Annotated in this window: 12 protein-coding genes; 4 read left to right on the forward strand and 8 right to left on the reverse strand. The window is 73.8% G+C overall.

Features of this window, described 5'->3' with window-relative positions:
- The first annotated feature begins 53 nt into the window (after positions 1-53).
- Positions 54-1,244: a serine hydrolase domain-containing protein gene (locus A4V12_RS17430; RefSeq protein WP_064070277.1), complete on the forward strand. Its 1,191-nt coding sequence runs from the start codon at positions 54-56 to the stop codon at positions 1,242-1,244.
- Here A4V12_RS17430 and A4V12_RS17435 read toward each other — a convergent pair.
- The gene (locus A4V12_RS17435; RefSeq protein ID WP_064070278.1) at positions 1,238-2,377 is read right to left on the reverse strand and encodes a glycosyltransferase family 4 protein; all 1,140 of its coding nucleotides are present in this window, start codon (positions 2,375-2,377) and stop codon (positions 1,238-1,240) included. The genes A4V12_RS17430 and A4V12_RS17435 overlap by 7 nt on opposite strands.
- The gene (locus tag A4V12_RS17440; protein WP_079137098.1) at positions 2,311-3,477 is read right to left on the reverse strand and encodes a hypothetical protein; all 1,167 of its coding nucleotides are present in this window, start codon (positions 3,475-3,477) and stop codon (positions 2,311-2,313) included. Before A4V12_RS17440 ends, A4V12_RS17435 begins: the two co-directional genes overlap by 67 nt.
- Positions 3,478-3,619: 142 nt before the next feature.
- Here A4V12_RS17440 and A4V12_RS17445 point away from each other — a divergent pair, with 142 nt between their 5' ends.
- From A4V12_RS17445 to A4V12_RS17455, 3 genes are all read left to right on the forward strand, one after another.
- Positions 3,620-4,792 carry a sensor histidine kinase gene (locus tag A4V12_RS17445; RefSeq protein WP_064070280.1) on the forward strand — a complete coding sequence of 391 codons (1,173 nt, stop codon included), beginning with the start codon at positions 3,620-3,622 and terminating at the stop codon, positions 4,790-4,792.
- A complete protein-coding gene (locus A4V12_RS17450; RefSeq protein ID WP_064070281.1) occupies positions 4,786-5,463 on the forward strand; it encodes a response regulator in 678 nt (225 codons plus the stop codon). The genes A4V12_RS17445 and A4V12_RS17450 overlap by 7 nt, the downstream gene beginning before the upstream one ends.
- 71 nt (positions 5,464-5,534) lie before the next feature.
- On the forward strand, positions 5,535-6,449 hold the full coding sequence (locus A4V12_RS17455; RefSeq protein WP_064070282.1) for a hypothetical protein: 915 nt from the start codon (positions 5,535-5,537) through the stop codon (positions 6,447-6,449).
- A gap of 53 nt (positions 6,450-6,502) precedes the next feature.
- Here A4V12_RS17455 and A4V12_RS17460 read toward each other — a convergent pair whose 3' ends face one another.
- The 6 genes from A4V12_RS17460 to frr all read right to left on the reverse strand — a co-directional run bounded on the left by A4V12_RS17460 (position 6,503) and on the right by frr (position 13,501).
- Entirely contained in the window at positions 6,503-7,519 is a 1,017-nt protein-coding gene (locus A4V12_RS17460; protein WP_064070283.1) for an ABC transporter ATP-binding protein, read from the reverse strand.
- 2 nt (positions 7,520-7,521) lie between these two features.
- Positions 7,522-9,126 carry an ABC transporter permease gene (locus A4V12_RS17465; RefSeq protein ID WP_064070284.1) on the reverse strand — a complete coding sequence of 535 codons (1,605 nt, stop codon included), beginning with the start codon at positions 9,124-9,126 and terminating at the stop codon, positions 7,522-7,524.
- Positions 9,127-9,176: 50 nt separating this feature from the next.
- Entirely contained in the window at positions 9,177-10,268 is a 1,092-nt protein-coding gene (locus A4V12_RS17470; protein ID WP_064070285.1) for a thiamine ABC transporter substrate-binding protein, read from the reverse strand.
- Positions 10,269-10,500: 232 nt separating this feature from the next.
- The gene (gene rlmN, locus A4V12_RS17475) at positions 10,501-11,613 is read right to left on the reverse strand and encodes a 23S rRNA (adenine(2503)-C(2))-methyltransferase RlmN (RefSeq protein ID WP_064070286.1); all 1,113 of its coding nucleotides are present in this window, start codon (positions 11,611-11,613) and stop codon (positions 10,501-10,503) included.
- A 140-nt stretch (positions 11,614-11,753) separates the two neighbouring features.
- Positions 11,754-12,944: a phosphatidate cytidylyltransferase gene (locus A4V12_RS17480; RefSeq protein ID WP_079137099.1), complete on the reverse strand. Its 1,191-nt coding sequence runs from the start codon at positions 12,942-12,944 to the stop codon at positions 11,754-11,756.
- Positions 12,944-13,501 (reverse strand): ribosome recycling factor, encoded by a 558-nt coding sequence (gene frr, locus A4V12_RS17485; protein ID WP_064070288.1) that lies wholly within the window; start codon positions 13,499-13,501, stop codon positions 12,944-12,946. The genes A4V12_RS17480 and frr overlap by 1 nt, the downstream gene beginning before the upstream one ends.
- Positions 13,502-13,538: the final 37 nt, after the last annotated feature.

The raw sequence follows: 13,538 nt of genomic DNA on the forward strand, positions 1-13,538 counted from the left end.
CCTGAGCGACCCGGAACGTACCGGGTGCGAGCTCCCCCAGGAGGTACACCGGTATGCACGCAGCACCCACCCACCGCGGACTTCCCCTCCGCACCCGACTGCGACTGACCGCCGCCCTGGTCGCGGCCGGGGCCTGTGCCGCAGGCGTGATCGCCGGGCCGGCCCAGGCGGAGGGAAAGCCCCGTGACAGCCGCGACCGCGAGCTGCACAAGGCCCTGGAGGAACTGGTGGGGCCCCCGGACGGGCCGCCCGGGGCCATCGCCGTGCTGCAGCGGGGGCGGGACGTGAAGGTCTACCGGGCCGGTGTCGCCGACGCGGAAACCGGACGGCCGCCCCGCCCAGGCGACCACATGCGCGTGGCCAGCGTCGCCAAGGCGTACAGCGGGGCCGTCGCGCTGCAGCTCGTGGACCGGGGGAAGCTCCGGCTCGACGACACGATCGGCAAGCGACTGCCCCGTCTGCCGAAGGCGTGGCACAAGGTGAAACTGCGTCATCTGCTCCAGCACACCAGCGGCCTGCCGGACTTCACCCAGGACCCGGACTTCCTGCGGGCGGTGGCGGCCGACCCGCGCGGCGAAGTGGATCCGCACACCCTGCTGGACTTCGTCGCCGACCGGCCCCTCCTCTTCACGCCGGGCTCACGCTACCGGTACGACAACTCCGACAACATCGTGGTGGCCATGATGGCGGAGGCCGCCACGGGCCGTCCGTACGAGGAGCTGCTGCGCGGGCTCGTCATCCGGCCGCTGGGCCTGCGCGACACCAGCCTGCCCCGGGGCTACCTGCTCCCCCACCCCTATCTGCACGGCTACGACTTCGAGCCGGAAGGGCCGCTGGAGGACGTCAGTACCGCCTTCAGCGCGTCGCTCTTCTGGGCCTCCGGCGGTGTCGTCTCGACCCCGAACGACCTGAACGCCTTCATGCGCGCCTACGGGAGCGGCCGGCTGCTGTCGAAGAAGACGTACGAGCAGCAGCGGAAGTGGATCAAGGGCTCCTCCGTGAACCCCGGTCCCGGCCGCAACGAGGCCGGCCTCGCACTGTTCCGGTACACGACCCGCTGTGGTGTGGTCCACGGCCACACGGGCACCATCCCGGGCTACACCCAGCTCGCCGTCACCACCCCCGACGGCACCCGCTCCCTGACGTTCACCCTCACCAGTCAGGTGAGCGCGCAGACGCCCGAGCTCCTGGCCCGGATGCGCAAGGTCCAGGAGGACTTCGTCTGCGAGCTGCTCCGTCACTGAGACGGTCCGCCGCCTCCCAGCAGTCCGGCGAGGGTGTCGTACGTCCGGCCCCAGGTCCACTCGCGCAGGACCCGGTCACGGCCCTTCTCTCCCATGAGCCGGGAGGCGTGGCGGTCCATCAGGAGCTCCACCAGCCGGTGGGCGACGGCCCCGGCGTCCTCGCCGTCGACGACATGGCCGGTCCCGCCGTCCCGTACGGCGTCGGGCGCCCCGCCCGAGTCGCCCACCACCACCGGCAGACCGGCCGCGGCCGCCTCCAGGTACACGATGCCGAGGCCCTCCACCTCCAGCCCGCGCCGCCGGCTCCGGCAGGGCATCGCGAACACGTCGGCGGCCGCGTAGAACGACGGCAGTACGGCGTGCGCGTGGCCGCCCGCGAGGACCACGGCCCCCGTCACGCCGTGCGCGTCGGCCAGGCGCCGCAGCCGGCGTTCGTACGGGCCGGAACCGACGAGCAGCAGGCGGGTGCCCGGGACCCGGGCGCGGACCGCCGGCAGGGCGCGGATCAGGGTGTCCTGCCCCTTGCGGGCGACCAGACGGGCGGCGCACAGGACGACGGGCGCGTCGCCGAGCCCGTAGCGGCGGCGTACCGGGCCGGGGTCGCCGCCCGGCCGGAACACCCCGGTGTCCACGCCCGGAACGAGCCGTGCGAGCCGGGCGCCCGGGCCGAGCGCCGCACCGATGGGGGCGCGGGTGCTCGCGCCCAGGTAGGTGACGACGTCCGCCTCCGCACCGATGCGCCGCAGCAGGGTCCGGGCACCGGGCGTACGGGCCCACCACACCTCGTGGCCGTGCGTCGTGGCGACCAGCCGCCGCACGCCCGCCTCCCGCCGCAGCCGGCCGGCCATCAGCCCGAGCGGGGCGGCGGCCCCGAACCAGACGCTGCCGCAACCGTGCTCCCGGGCGAGCGCCACGGCCCGGGCGGTCGCCCTCGGCGTGGGCAGCAGCGTCCGGGCGCGGTCGCGGACGACCCGGTAGGGCAGGGCGGCGTCGTGCGCGGCGGCGCCCGGCTCCGCCGAGGTGTACACGACGAGCCGGTCGGGCGGGAAGCGGTCCGCCATGGCCTTCACGAACGTCTCGATGCCGCCCTGCCGGGGCGGGAAGTCGTTGGTGACGACGAGCGTACGGTGCACGGGATCTCCCTGAGGCAGGTGAGCAGGACGAACGGGACGACGAGGTAGCCGAACCGGCTCGCGGGCATGAACGCGATCGCGAGGGTCAGCCCGAGAGCCAGCCGCCGGGCCGCCGCGGGCACGGTCCGGGGCGGCCTGACCAGCAGGGAAGCGGCAATGAACAGGGCGCTGCCCGCCAGCAGCACCCCGGCGACGACGGCGCCCCCGGGCACGTACGCGGCCAGCAGCCGCCCCGGGAAGGGACTGGCGGCGGGTGACTCGGTGCCGGTCAGGCCGAGGGGGAAGGCGACGACGTGCTCGTGGAAGGCACCGGGGTCCCCCAGCGCGACCGGCACGACTCCCGCCCCCGCGACCCCGACCGCCACGGCCGCGCACCGGACCCATCCGCGGCTCCGCACCCGGCGCCCCACGCCCCTGCCGTTGCGGCTGCCGGTCCACCGGCCGGCACCGCGCCCCGCCCCCGCCAGCAGAGCGACTGCCACCGGCAGCGCGGGCCAGGCCGTCCACTTCAGGGTCGCCGCGGCGCCCAGGGCGAGCCCGGCCCACCCGGCCCGGTCCCGTCCGGCGAGGGCGAGGCCCAGGCACACGAGGCCGGCGACCGGCAGGTCCACGCCGCCCACCGCCAGCGGCAGGGCGACCAGGGGACACGCCACCATCCGGCCGGCCGGCCCGGCCGAGGGCCGTACCGCGGCCACCGACACGGCGAACACCGCACCCGTCCACCACCGGGGGTCCCCCGGCAGCGCCCCGAGGAGCGCCATCCCCGGCAGGTACGGGTTGTAGTCCGCGAGCCCGTCCGGCTCCGGCGCGTACGGGACGCCGGTCGCCGTCAGCAGCGCGCCGGACCGTTCGACGACGGCCACCTCCGACTGGCCCAGGCCGGTCGCCACGAGCAGCACGAGCGGCACCGCCACCGCCCCCAGCAGGGCCGCGCCGGCCGCGGCGCGCGGGCGGCCCGCGAGCAGCGCCGCCGCCCCGTAGCCGAGCGCCGCCGCCACGCCCCACACCCGGTGGGGCGTCAGGTCCGACACCGCGGCGAGACCACCGGCGACGGCGGCGCACCCCGCCCAGACCACGCTGCTCGCACTCCGCTCGATCATGCGGTCGAGGCTAGGAACGCCCGAACTCCCCGGCGTCACACGTCGATCCGGTCTTCCGGCTCCACCCGTGGCATGACGGCGGCCCCGCGGATCAACCCGTGCTCCGACGCGCGCCGCGACCGCGTCCCGCGACAATCGGGTCATGCACGTGCTCGTCGGAAGTCCCGCATACCCCTGGGTCACCGGGGCGGCCCTCACGGGCTGCACGGTGGTGGAGCTGGCACTGGTGCCGGGCACGCCATGGGTGGCGGGGGCGGTCCTGATCTCCTCGGCGTCGCTGATGTGGCGCCGCGCCCGGCCGGAAGTGGCGCTGGTGACGGTCGCCGCCGCGTTCATCGGCTTCGGCGCCGACACGAGCCTGTACCTCGTGACGGTGGTCAGCGGTCTGACGGGCCTCTACACCCTGGGCCGTCACCGGGTGCAGCACCCGGCGGTGCTGGTCGGCGCGGGCGCCCTGGCGTCGCTGGGGGTGAACCTGGTGCACATCCGGAGGTGGGGCGACCTCGGCCCCGGTGCGAGTCCCTCCCTCATCGAGGGTCACCGGCTGGACCCGGGCCTGTACGCCGAGACGCTGCTGCTGACGGTGGTGGTCCTGGCCGCGGTGAGCGCGGGCGACGCCGTGCGCGCCCGCGAGGAGGCGCGCGACGAACGGGCCGCCGCGCAGGAGCGGTTGCTCGCGATGGAGCGGCGGCAGGCGGCGGAGGCGGAACGCGCGGCGATCGCGCGGGAGTTGCACGACGTCGTCGCGCACTCGGTGTCGATGATCGCCGTGCAGGCCGAGAGCGCCACCTACACGACCCCGGGCCTGTCCCCCGAGGCGCGTGACGCGCTCCAGCAGATCGCGGGCACCGCCCGCTCCTCGATGGCCGAACTGCGCCGTCTGCTGGGGGTGTTGCGCACCCGCCCCGACGACCGGGCGGCCACGGCTCCGCAGCCGACGCTCGCGGGGCTGGACGACCTGGTGGAGCAGCACCGGGCCGTGGGCGGCCGCGCGGACCTGCGGGTGAGCGGCGAGCGGGTCGTGCTGCCGGCCGGGTGGGAGCTGTCCGCGTACCGCATCGTCCAGGAGGCGCTGACCAACGCGCGGAGGCACGCGCCGGGAGCCCATGCGGTGGTGGACGTGGTGTACGGGCCGGACCGGCTGACGGTCCGGGTGGCGGACGACGGCCCGGGCCCGTCCCGGTCCCCGTCCCCGGCCGGGACGGGTCACGGCCTGACCGGCATGCGCGAGCGCGCCGCGCTGCTCGGGGGGAGCGTCACCACCGGCCCGGGACCGGACGGCGGCTTTCTGGTGGAGGCGGAACTCCCGTGGTGATCAGGGCGATCGTGGCCGACGACCAGGCGGTGGTGCGCACCGGGTTCGTGAACCTCCTCGCGACCCAGGACGACATCCGGGTGGTCGGCGAGGCCGAGGACGGGGCGCAGGCGGTCCGGGTGGCGGCCGAGCAGCGGCCGGACCTGGCGCTCCTGGACATCCGGATGCCGCACATGGACGGCATCCAGGCGGCCCGCGAGATCCTCGCCGCGTCCGAAGGGGCGACCAGGGTGCTGATGCTGACCACGTTCGACCTGGACGAGTACGTGTACGACGCGCTGGCGGCGGGCGCGAGCGGGTTCCTGCTGAAGGACGCGACGTTCCCGGAGCTGCTGCACGCGGTGCGGGTGGTGGCGCGCGGCGACGCACTGCTGGCGCCGGCCGTGACGCGGCGGCTGGTCGCCGAGTTCGCCCGGCAGCGGGCGGGGGTGCTGCCGCCGCGTCCGGTCGACGGGCTGACCGCGCGGGAGGTGGAGGTGCTGGTGCTGATCGCCCGTGGCCTGTCGAACGCCGAGATAGCGGACGCGCTCACCATCACGGACCACACCGTGAAGACCCACATCAACCGGCTCTTCGCGAAGAGGGGCCTCAGGGACCGGGCGCAGGCGGTGATCCTGGCGTACGAGCTGGGCCTGGTGCTGCCCGGCCGCGACTCGGCCACACCTTCCTGACCGAGGCAACGCCCCGGCCCGTTCTCCCGTCTGGCAGACGTAAGTCACCCGACCGATGAACGGAGCCGGACGTGCTCATAGGACTGCTGACGGCCGTCGTGGCCTCGATCTGCTACGGCACGGGCTCGGTCCTGCAAGCCGTCGGCTCCCGCAAGTCCGCGCGCCGGGAGGCCGCGGCGGGGCTCACCACGCAGCACGGCGGGCCGTCCCTGTCCTCGACCGCCAAGGCGGCCATGACGTGGGAGTTCATCGTCGGCACGGTCCTGGACTTCGTCGGCTTCGGGCTCGGCGCGCTGGCCGCCCGCATGCTGCCGCTGTTCCTGTCCCAGACGGTGATCAGCGCGAACCTGGTCGTCACCGCCGTACTGAGCGTGCGGATGCTCGGCATCCGGCTGACGCGGGCCGAGTGGACCTCGATCGGCGTGGTCTGCTCGGCGCTGGTGCTGCTGGCGACGGCCGCCGGCGCGGAGGGCAGCGGGCACACGCCGATCGCCACGCACTGGTGGCTGCTCGCGGTGTCGCTGCTGCTGATGGTGGGCGGCACGGTGGTCGTACGGCTGCTGGGCGCGCGGGCGGCGATCCTGGCCGGTCTGCTGTCCGGGCTCGGCTTCGGGGCCCTCGGCGTCGGCGTGCGCGTCCTCAACGGCGTCGACCCCTTCGACCCGGGCGCGCTGCTCACGGACCCGGCGCTGTACGCGGTCCTCGTCGCCGGCGTGGGCGGGATGTACCTGCACACGGTCGCGCTCCAGATCGGCTCGGTGAACGGGGCGACGGCGGCACTGGTGGTCGGTGAGACGGTGCTGCCGGGCATGATCGGTGTGCTGTGGCTGGGGGACGCGTCCCGCCCGGGGTTCGCCTGGCTGGCGGTCGTGGGGTTCGTGCTGGCGGTGGCGGGCGCCGTCGCGGTGGCGTGGTTCGGGGAGCCGGAGGGCGGGCCGTCGCCCGCGGTGGCGCACGAGCCCGGGGAACTCGCCCGTATCGGCTGAGCGGCCCCCTCGCGGCGGGCCGGGCCCGGGGGCGCGATGTTCCGGGCCGCGCCCTAGCCGAGGACCACGACCTCGTCCGCCGCGAAGGTCACCCCCACCACCGCCCCTTCCCCGGGCGCGTCCCGCAGCGGGCACGCCGCCTCCAGGACGGGGCCGGACTCGGGGCGGAGCCGCACCGCCACGTGGTGGCCCCGGAACGTCCGCCCCTCGACCGTGCAGCGCAGCCCGTCGGCCGGGTCGCCGAGCCGGACGCCCGCGGGCCGCACCAGCAGCCGGGCGGCCCCCTGCGCGGTCCCCGCGGGCACCGGGACCTTGCCCCACACGGTGTCGGCCACCGCGCCGGTCACCGTCGCCGCCACCACGTTGTCGAAGCCCAGGAACCGGGCGACGAACTCGGAGGCCGGCCGCCGCCACACCTGAAGCGGCGTACCGCTCTGGGCGATGCGCCCGTCGCGCATGACGACCACCCGGTCGGCGAGCGCGAACGCCTCGCCCTGGTCGTGCGTGACGGCCAGCACGGTGGTGCCGAGCCGCCCGAACAGCTGCCGCAGCTCCACCACCAGGCGCTCGCGCAGCCCCCGGTCGAGCTGGCCGAGCGGTTCGTCGAGCATCAGCAGCCGGGGGCCGGGGGCCAGCGCCCGGGCGAGCGCGACGCGCTGCTGCTCGCCGCCGGACAGCGCGGCGACGGCCCGCCCCCCGGCGCCCGGCAGGCCGACGAGGTCCAGCAGCTCCGCCACCCGGGCGGCCTGCTCCTTGCGGGAGGCGCCGCGCACGCGCAGCCCGAACGCGACGTTCCCGGCGACGTCCCGCTGCGGGAAGAGCTGGTGGTCCTGGAACATCAGGCCGACGCCCCGCCGGTGCACGGGCACGCCGGCCTGGTCGGCGCCGTCCAGCAGCACCCGGCCGGCGTCCACCGGCTTGAGCCCGGCCACCACCCGCAGCAGGGTCGACTTGCCGCTGCCGCTCGGCCCGAGCACGCACACGATCTCGTGGTCGGCGACCTCCAGCGACACCGCGTCCACGGCGGCGCGTGCTCCGAAGCGTACGGTCACGTCCTCAAGGACCAGCATGGTCACAGCTCCCCGGAGCGGTCGGCACGGATACGTTCGAGCAGCAGCAGGGCCACCGCGCACACCACCATCAGGATCGTCGAGAGGGCCATGGCCTGGCCGTAGTTCAGTTCGCCGGGCCGGCCCAGGAGGCGGGCGACGGCGACCGGCAGGGTCGGGTTGTCGGGGCGGGCGATGAAGACCGTCGCCCCGAACTCGCCCAGCGACACGGCGAACGCGAACCCCGCCGCCACCGCGAGCGCCCGCCCCACCAGCGGCAGGTCCACCTCGCGCCACACCCGCCACGGCGACGCGCCCAGCACGGCCGCGGCCTCCCGCAGCCGCGCGTCCACCGCGCGCAGCACGGGCAGCATGGTGCGTACGACGAAGGGCACTCCGACCAGGGCCTGGGCGAGCGGCACCAGGAGCCATGAGGAGCGCAGGTCCAGCGGCGGCTCGTCGAGGGTGATCAGGAACCCGAACCCCACGGTCACCGCGGACACCCCGAGCGGCAGCATCAGCAGCGCGTCGAAGCCGCGCACGAGCCGGCCCGCCCTGCGGGTCAGCGCGGCGGCGGCGAGCCCGCCGACGAGCACCGCGATCGCGGTCGCCGCCGCGGCGTACTCCAGCGAGTTCCCGATGGCCTCGACCGGCGGTACGAGGAACGTCCCGCCGCCCGCGTCGACGTGCTGGAGCGCCCGGTAGTAGCCGAGGCCCCCGTCGAAGGACCGCTCGACGAGCACCCCCAGCGGGAGCAGGAGCAGCAGGAGCACCGTGAGCAGCACCCCGCCGAGGAGCGCCCACTGCCCCGGTCCGCGCGGCCGCCGGGCGGTCGAGCGCGGGTCCACCAGCTTCAGCGCGGTCTCCCGCCGGCGTACCGTCCGGGCGTGCACGGCGAGGATCGCGCCGACGGCGGCGAACTGCACGAGCGTGAGCACCGCCGCCGCCCGCAGGTCGAGCAGCTGCGCGGTCTGCCGGTAGATCTCTGCCTCCAGCGTCCGGTACGCGGGCCCGCCGAGGATCTGCACGATGCCGAAGGAGGTGTACGTGAAGAGGAACACCATCAGCGCGGCGGCGGCCACGGCGGGCGCGAGCGCGGGCAGCGTCACCCGCCGCCACGCGCCGAGGCGGGACGCCCCCAGCACCCGCGCCGCCTCCTCCTGGCGCGGGTCGAGCTGCGCCCACAGGCCGCCGACCGTCCGGACGACGACGGCGTAGTTGAAGAACACGTGGGCGAGGAGGACGGCCCACACGGTGGTGTCGAGCCGTACGCCCCACATCTCGTCCAGGAGCCCGCCCCGGCCGAGGAGCGCGAGGAACGCGGTGCCGACGACGACGGTCGGCAGGACGAACGGCACGGTGACGACCGCCCGCAGCAGCGCCTTGCCGGGGAAGTCGAAGCGTGCGAGGACGTACGCGCCGGGCAGGGCGACCAGCAGGGTGAGCGCGGTCGAGGCGAGCGCCTGCCAGGTGGTGAACCAGAGCACGCCGGCGATGTCCGGGCGGCCCAGGACGTCGACGAGCCGCCCGGCCTGCCAGGCGCCGTCCTCGGTCCGCAGGCCGCGGCCGACGATCGCGGCGACGGGGAGGGCGAAGAAGACGGCGAAGAACGCCACGGGCAGGGCCATCAGCCCCGCCCGCAGCGCCCCCGCCCGCAGCGCCGCGCGCCTGCGGGTGGCTACTTCAGGACGAGCGAGGACCACGTCTGGATCCACCCGTCACGCTTCTCGGCGATCTTCTCCGGGGCGACGGTGTACGGCTCGGCGACCTCGGCGCCGTGCTTCGTGAACAGCTCCGGCAGCTTGGCGTCCTTCACCACCGGGTTCACGAACATCTGGAGCGGCATGTCCTCCTGGAACGTCTTGCCGATCAGGAAGTCGATGAGCGCCTTGCCGCCCTCGGCGTTCTTCGCCCCCGTCAGCAGGCCGGCGAACTCGGTCTGCTGGAAGCACGTCCCGGTGGAGACGCCGGTCGGCGCCTCGGCCGGCTGCGGCTCGGAGTACAGCACCTCGACGGGCGGGCTGGAGGCGTAGGACACGACGAGGGGCCGGTCGCCCTTGGCCTTCCTGCCGCCGGCGGAGCCGGAGAACTCCTGGTTGTAGGCGAGCTCCCAGCTGTCGACGACCTTGACGCCGTTGGCCTTCAGCTTCTTCCAGTAGTCCTGCCAGCCGTCGTCGCCGTACTTGGCCGCCGTACCGAGCAGGAAGCCCAGGCCCGGCGAGGAGCGCTCGGGGTTCTCGACGACGAGGAGGTCCTTGTACGCGGGCTTCGCGAGGTCGTCGAAGGTCTGCGGCGGCGCCAGCTTCTTGTCGGCGAAGTACTTCTTGTCGTAGTTGACGCAGATCTCGCCGGTGTCGACGGGCGTCACGCGGTGCTTGTCCTTGTCGAGCCGGACGGTGTCGGGGACCCGGTCCAGGCCCTTGGCCTCGTACGGCTCGAAGAGGCCGTTGTCGAGGGCGCGGGACAGCAGGGTGTTGTCGACGCCGAAGAAGACGTCGCCCTGCGGGGCGCCCTTGGTGAGGATCGCCTTGTTGACGGCCTCGCCGGCGTCGCCGCTCTTGAGGACCTTGACGGTGTAGCCGGTCCGCTTGGTGAACTCCTTCAGGACCGCCGGGGAGGCGTTGAAGGAGTCGTGGCTGACGAGCGTCACGGTCTTCGACCCCGTACCGCTGTCGGACGCCTTGTCCGACCCGCCGCCGCAGGCGGTGAGCGTCGTGACGCCCAGCGCGGCGGCGAGGGTGCCGACCGCGATCTTCTTGGTGGTGCTCACTGAGATTCCTCCTGGGTGTGACCAGGAAGAGACGCGGCCCTGCCCGCCGGAACCGTCCGGCGGGCAGGGCGCAACAGCTCGAGTAACGACCGAACTTCCTACCCAGAATGACCTGGGCGAGGTTCAGAGGGTCTGCGGCCGCCGCGTCGGATGAAAAGCGTGTGCCGCACTCTCAGCGCTGTGGCGCTCCCCTGTCGGAATATGCAGGTGTGTTCGAGCTCAGACTACAAGCTCACCGCTCGGCGGCCGCGAGCTGTCCACAGGCACCGTCGATCTCCTGTCCGCGGGTGTCACGGACGGTGACGGGCACGCCGTGGGCGGCGATCGCCTCGACGAACGCCTTCTCGTCCTCGGGCCGCGACGCGGTCCACTTCGACCCCGGCGTCGGGTTGAGCGGGATGAGGTTGACGTGCACGCGCTTGCCCTTGAGCAGCCGCCCCAGCAGGTCGCCCCGCCACGCCTGGTCGTTGATGTCGCGGATGAGGGCGTACTCGATGGAGACACGGCGGCCGGACTTCTCCGCGTACTCCCAGGCGGCGTCCAGCACCTCCCGGACCTTCCAGCGGGTGTTCACCGGCACGAGGGTGTCGCGCAGCTCGTCGTCGGGGGCGTGCAGCGACACCGCGAGGCGGCACTTGAAGCCCTCGTCGGCGAACCGGAGCATCGCGGGGACGAGACCGACGGTGGAGACGGTGATGCCTCGCTGCGACAGCCCGAGCCCGTCCGGTTCGGGGTCGGTGAGGCGGCGGATGGCGCCGACGACGCGGTTGTAGTTGGCGAGCGGCTCGCCCATGCCCATGAAGACGACGTTGGACAGCCGTGCCGGTCCTCCGGGCACCTCGCCGTCCCGGAGCGCCCGCATGCCGTCGACGATCTGGTGCACGATCTCGGCGGTGGACAGGTTCCGGTCGAGGCCGGCCTGGCCGGTGGCGCAGAACGGACAGTTCATGCCGCAGCCGGCCTGGGAGGAGATGCACATGGTGACGCGGTCGGGGTAGCGCATCAGGACGGACTCCACGAGGGTGCCGTCATGCAGCCGCCACAGCGTCTTGCGGGTGGTGTCGTCGTCGCACGAGATGTGCCGGACGACCGACATCAGGTCGGGCAGCAGCTCCGCGGCGAGCTTCTCGCGGGAGGCGGCGGGGATGTCCGTCCACTCGGCCGGGTCGTGCGCGTAGCGCGCGAAGTAGTGCTGGGACAGCTGCTTGGCGCGGAACGGCTTCTCGCCGATCGCGGCGACGGCCTCCTTGCGCTCGGCGGGCGAGAGGTCGGCGAGGTGCCGCGGTGGCTTCTTGGCTCCGCGCGGGGCGACGAAGGTGAGCTCTCCCGGTGCGGGGCGTGGCATGACCTGGTACTCCTCAGGAAAGACGAGGCCGCGGTACGTGAGCCGGGTGACCTCACCGGATGATCCCCGCGCGGGCCGCGGGGCCGAAAGGGCCCGCCGCGACCGTGCGACGAGCCCTTCCAGGGTAACCGGCTCGCGGTTCAGCCTGTTCCGACGAAGATCACCAGCAGCAGCCACACCACCGGGGCGGTCGGCAGGAGCGAGTCGAGGCGGTCCATGATGCCGCCGTGACCGGGCAGGAGCGTGCCCATGTCCTTGATGCCGAGGTCCCGCTTGATCATCGACTCGCCGAGGTCGCCCAGCGTCGCGCTGGCGGCGACGGCGAGGCCCAGCAGCAGCCCCTGCCACCAGGTGCCGCCGTCGATGGCGAACTCCATGCACAGCGCACCGGCGGCCATCGCGAACGCCACCGCGCCGAGGAGCCCCTCGCGGGTCTTGCCGGGGCTGATGCGCGGCGCCAGCTTGTGCTTCCCGAACCGCCAGCCGACGGCGTACGCGCCGGTGTCGCTGACCACCGTCAGGAGCAGGAAGGTCAGCACCCGCCACGCACCGTCGTCGGCGGTGAGCATCAGCGCCACGAACGTCGCCAGGAACGGCACGTAGAACGCGGCGAACACCCCGGCCGTGACGTCCTTCAGATAGCCCTCGGGGGGCTCGGTCATCCGCCACACGAGCACGGCGAGCGCCGTGAGCGCCATGGCCACCCAGGCGCCCTCGGGCCCGCGCACGTACCCGGCCACGACCATGGCCGCGCCGCCGACGGCGAGCGGCACGAGCGGGGCCTTGATGGACTTGCGCTCCTGAAGGCGGGAGGTCAGCTCCCACAGCCCGACCACCACGGCGACGGCTATCACGCCGACGAACACGGCCTTGACGACGAAGAGCGACGCGACGATCACCGCGCCGAGACCGACACCCACCCCTATGGCGGCCCGCAGGTCGCGGCCGGCCCGCTTCTTCTGCTTCCGGTGCGGAGGCTGCGGGGCTCCCGCCTGCGAGCTGGGCATGGGCTCCTGCGGATTCTCCGGCTGCGGCTGCGGCGCGTACGGCTGCTGCGGGCCGTACGGCGCCTGGTCCGGCTGCGGCATCTCGTCACGGAACGGGGGACCGCTCAGCGGAGCGGTCCCCCGGTCGCGGTCGTCCTGGTCTCCGCCGGAGTCTCCACCGGCGGGAACGTCGGGCACGATGGGCATGGGCCGAGTCTGCTGCGCCTCATGCCCGTCGTAGGCGGGACCCGCCGGGGCTGCCGGAGCGAACCCCGGGTGGTACCCCTGGTCGGGCGGACCCCATTGACCGCCTCTCGGCGGGGCCCCCCAGGAAGAGTCGTTCATCAGACCTCGAGCAGCTCGGCTTCCTTGTGCTTGAGCAGCTCGTCCACCTGCGCGACGTACTTCGCGGTGGTGTCGTCGAGCTCCTTCTCCGCGCGGCGGCCCTCGTCCTCGCCGACCTCGCCGTCCTTGACGAACTTGTCGATCGTCTCCTTGGACTTGCGGCGGACCGAGCGGATCGAGATCTTGGCGTCCTCGGCCTTGCCCTTGGCGACCTTGATGTACTCGCGGCGGCGCTCCTCGGTCAGCTCGGGGAACACCACTCGGATGATGTTGCCGTCGTTGCTCGGGTTGACGCCGAGGTCCGAGTCGCGGATGGCCTGCTCGATGTTGCGCAGCGCGCTCTTGTCGAACGGGGTCACCACGGCCATGCGGGGCTCCGGCACGGAGAACGACGCCAGCTGGTTGATCGGCGTGGTGGCACCGTAGTAGTCGGCCACGATCTTGTTGAACATGGCCGGGTGCGCACGCCCGGTACGGATCGCGGCGAAGTCCTCCTTGGCGACCAGGACGGCCTTCTCCATCTTCTCCTCTGCTTCGAGGAGGGTCTCTTCGATCACCACTTGCTCCTGCGTGTCTGTGAGTAGGCCCGGCGTA

Origin of the sequence: Streptomyces noursei, assembly GCF_001646665.1 — a bacterium.
Classification (GTDB): domain Bacteria; phylum Actinomycetota; class Actinomycetes; order Streptomycetales; family Streptomycetaceae; genus Streptomyces; species Streptomyces lavendulocolor.

Excerpts from the sequence above, each read along its gene's own strand:
- A4V12_RS17430 (WP_064070277.1), top strand. The coding sequence starts at position 54 with ATGCACGCAGCACCCACCCACCGCGGACTTCCCCTCCGCACCCGACTG.
- A4V12_RS17440 (WP_079137098.1), bottom strand. The coding sequence starts at position 3,477 with ATGATCGAGCGGAGTGCGAGCAGCGTGGTCTGGGCGGGGTGCGCCGCC.
- A4V12_RS17445 (WP_064070280.1), top strand. The coding sequence starts at position 3,620 with ATGCACGTGCTCGTCGGAAGTCCCGCATACCCCTGGGTCACCGGGGCG.
- A4V12_RS17460 (WP_064070283.1), bottom strand. The coding sequence starts at position 7,519 with ATGCTGGTCCTTGAGGACGTGACCGTACGCTTCGGAGCACGCGCCGCC.
- A4V12_RS17465 (WP_064070284.1), bottom strand. The coding sequence starts at position 9,126 with ATGGCCCTGCCCGTGGCGTTCTTCGCCGTCTTCTTCGCCCTCCCCGTC.
- rlmN (WP_064070286.1), bottom strand. The coding sequence starts at position 11,613 with ATGCCACGCCCCGCACCGGGAGAGCTCACCTTCGTCGCCCCGCGCGGA.
- A4V12_RS17480 (WP_079137099.1), bottom strand. The coding sequence starts at position 12,944 with ATGAACGACTCTTCCTGGGGGGCCCCGCCGAGAGGCGGTCAATGGGGT.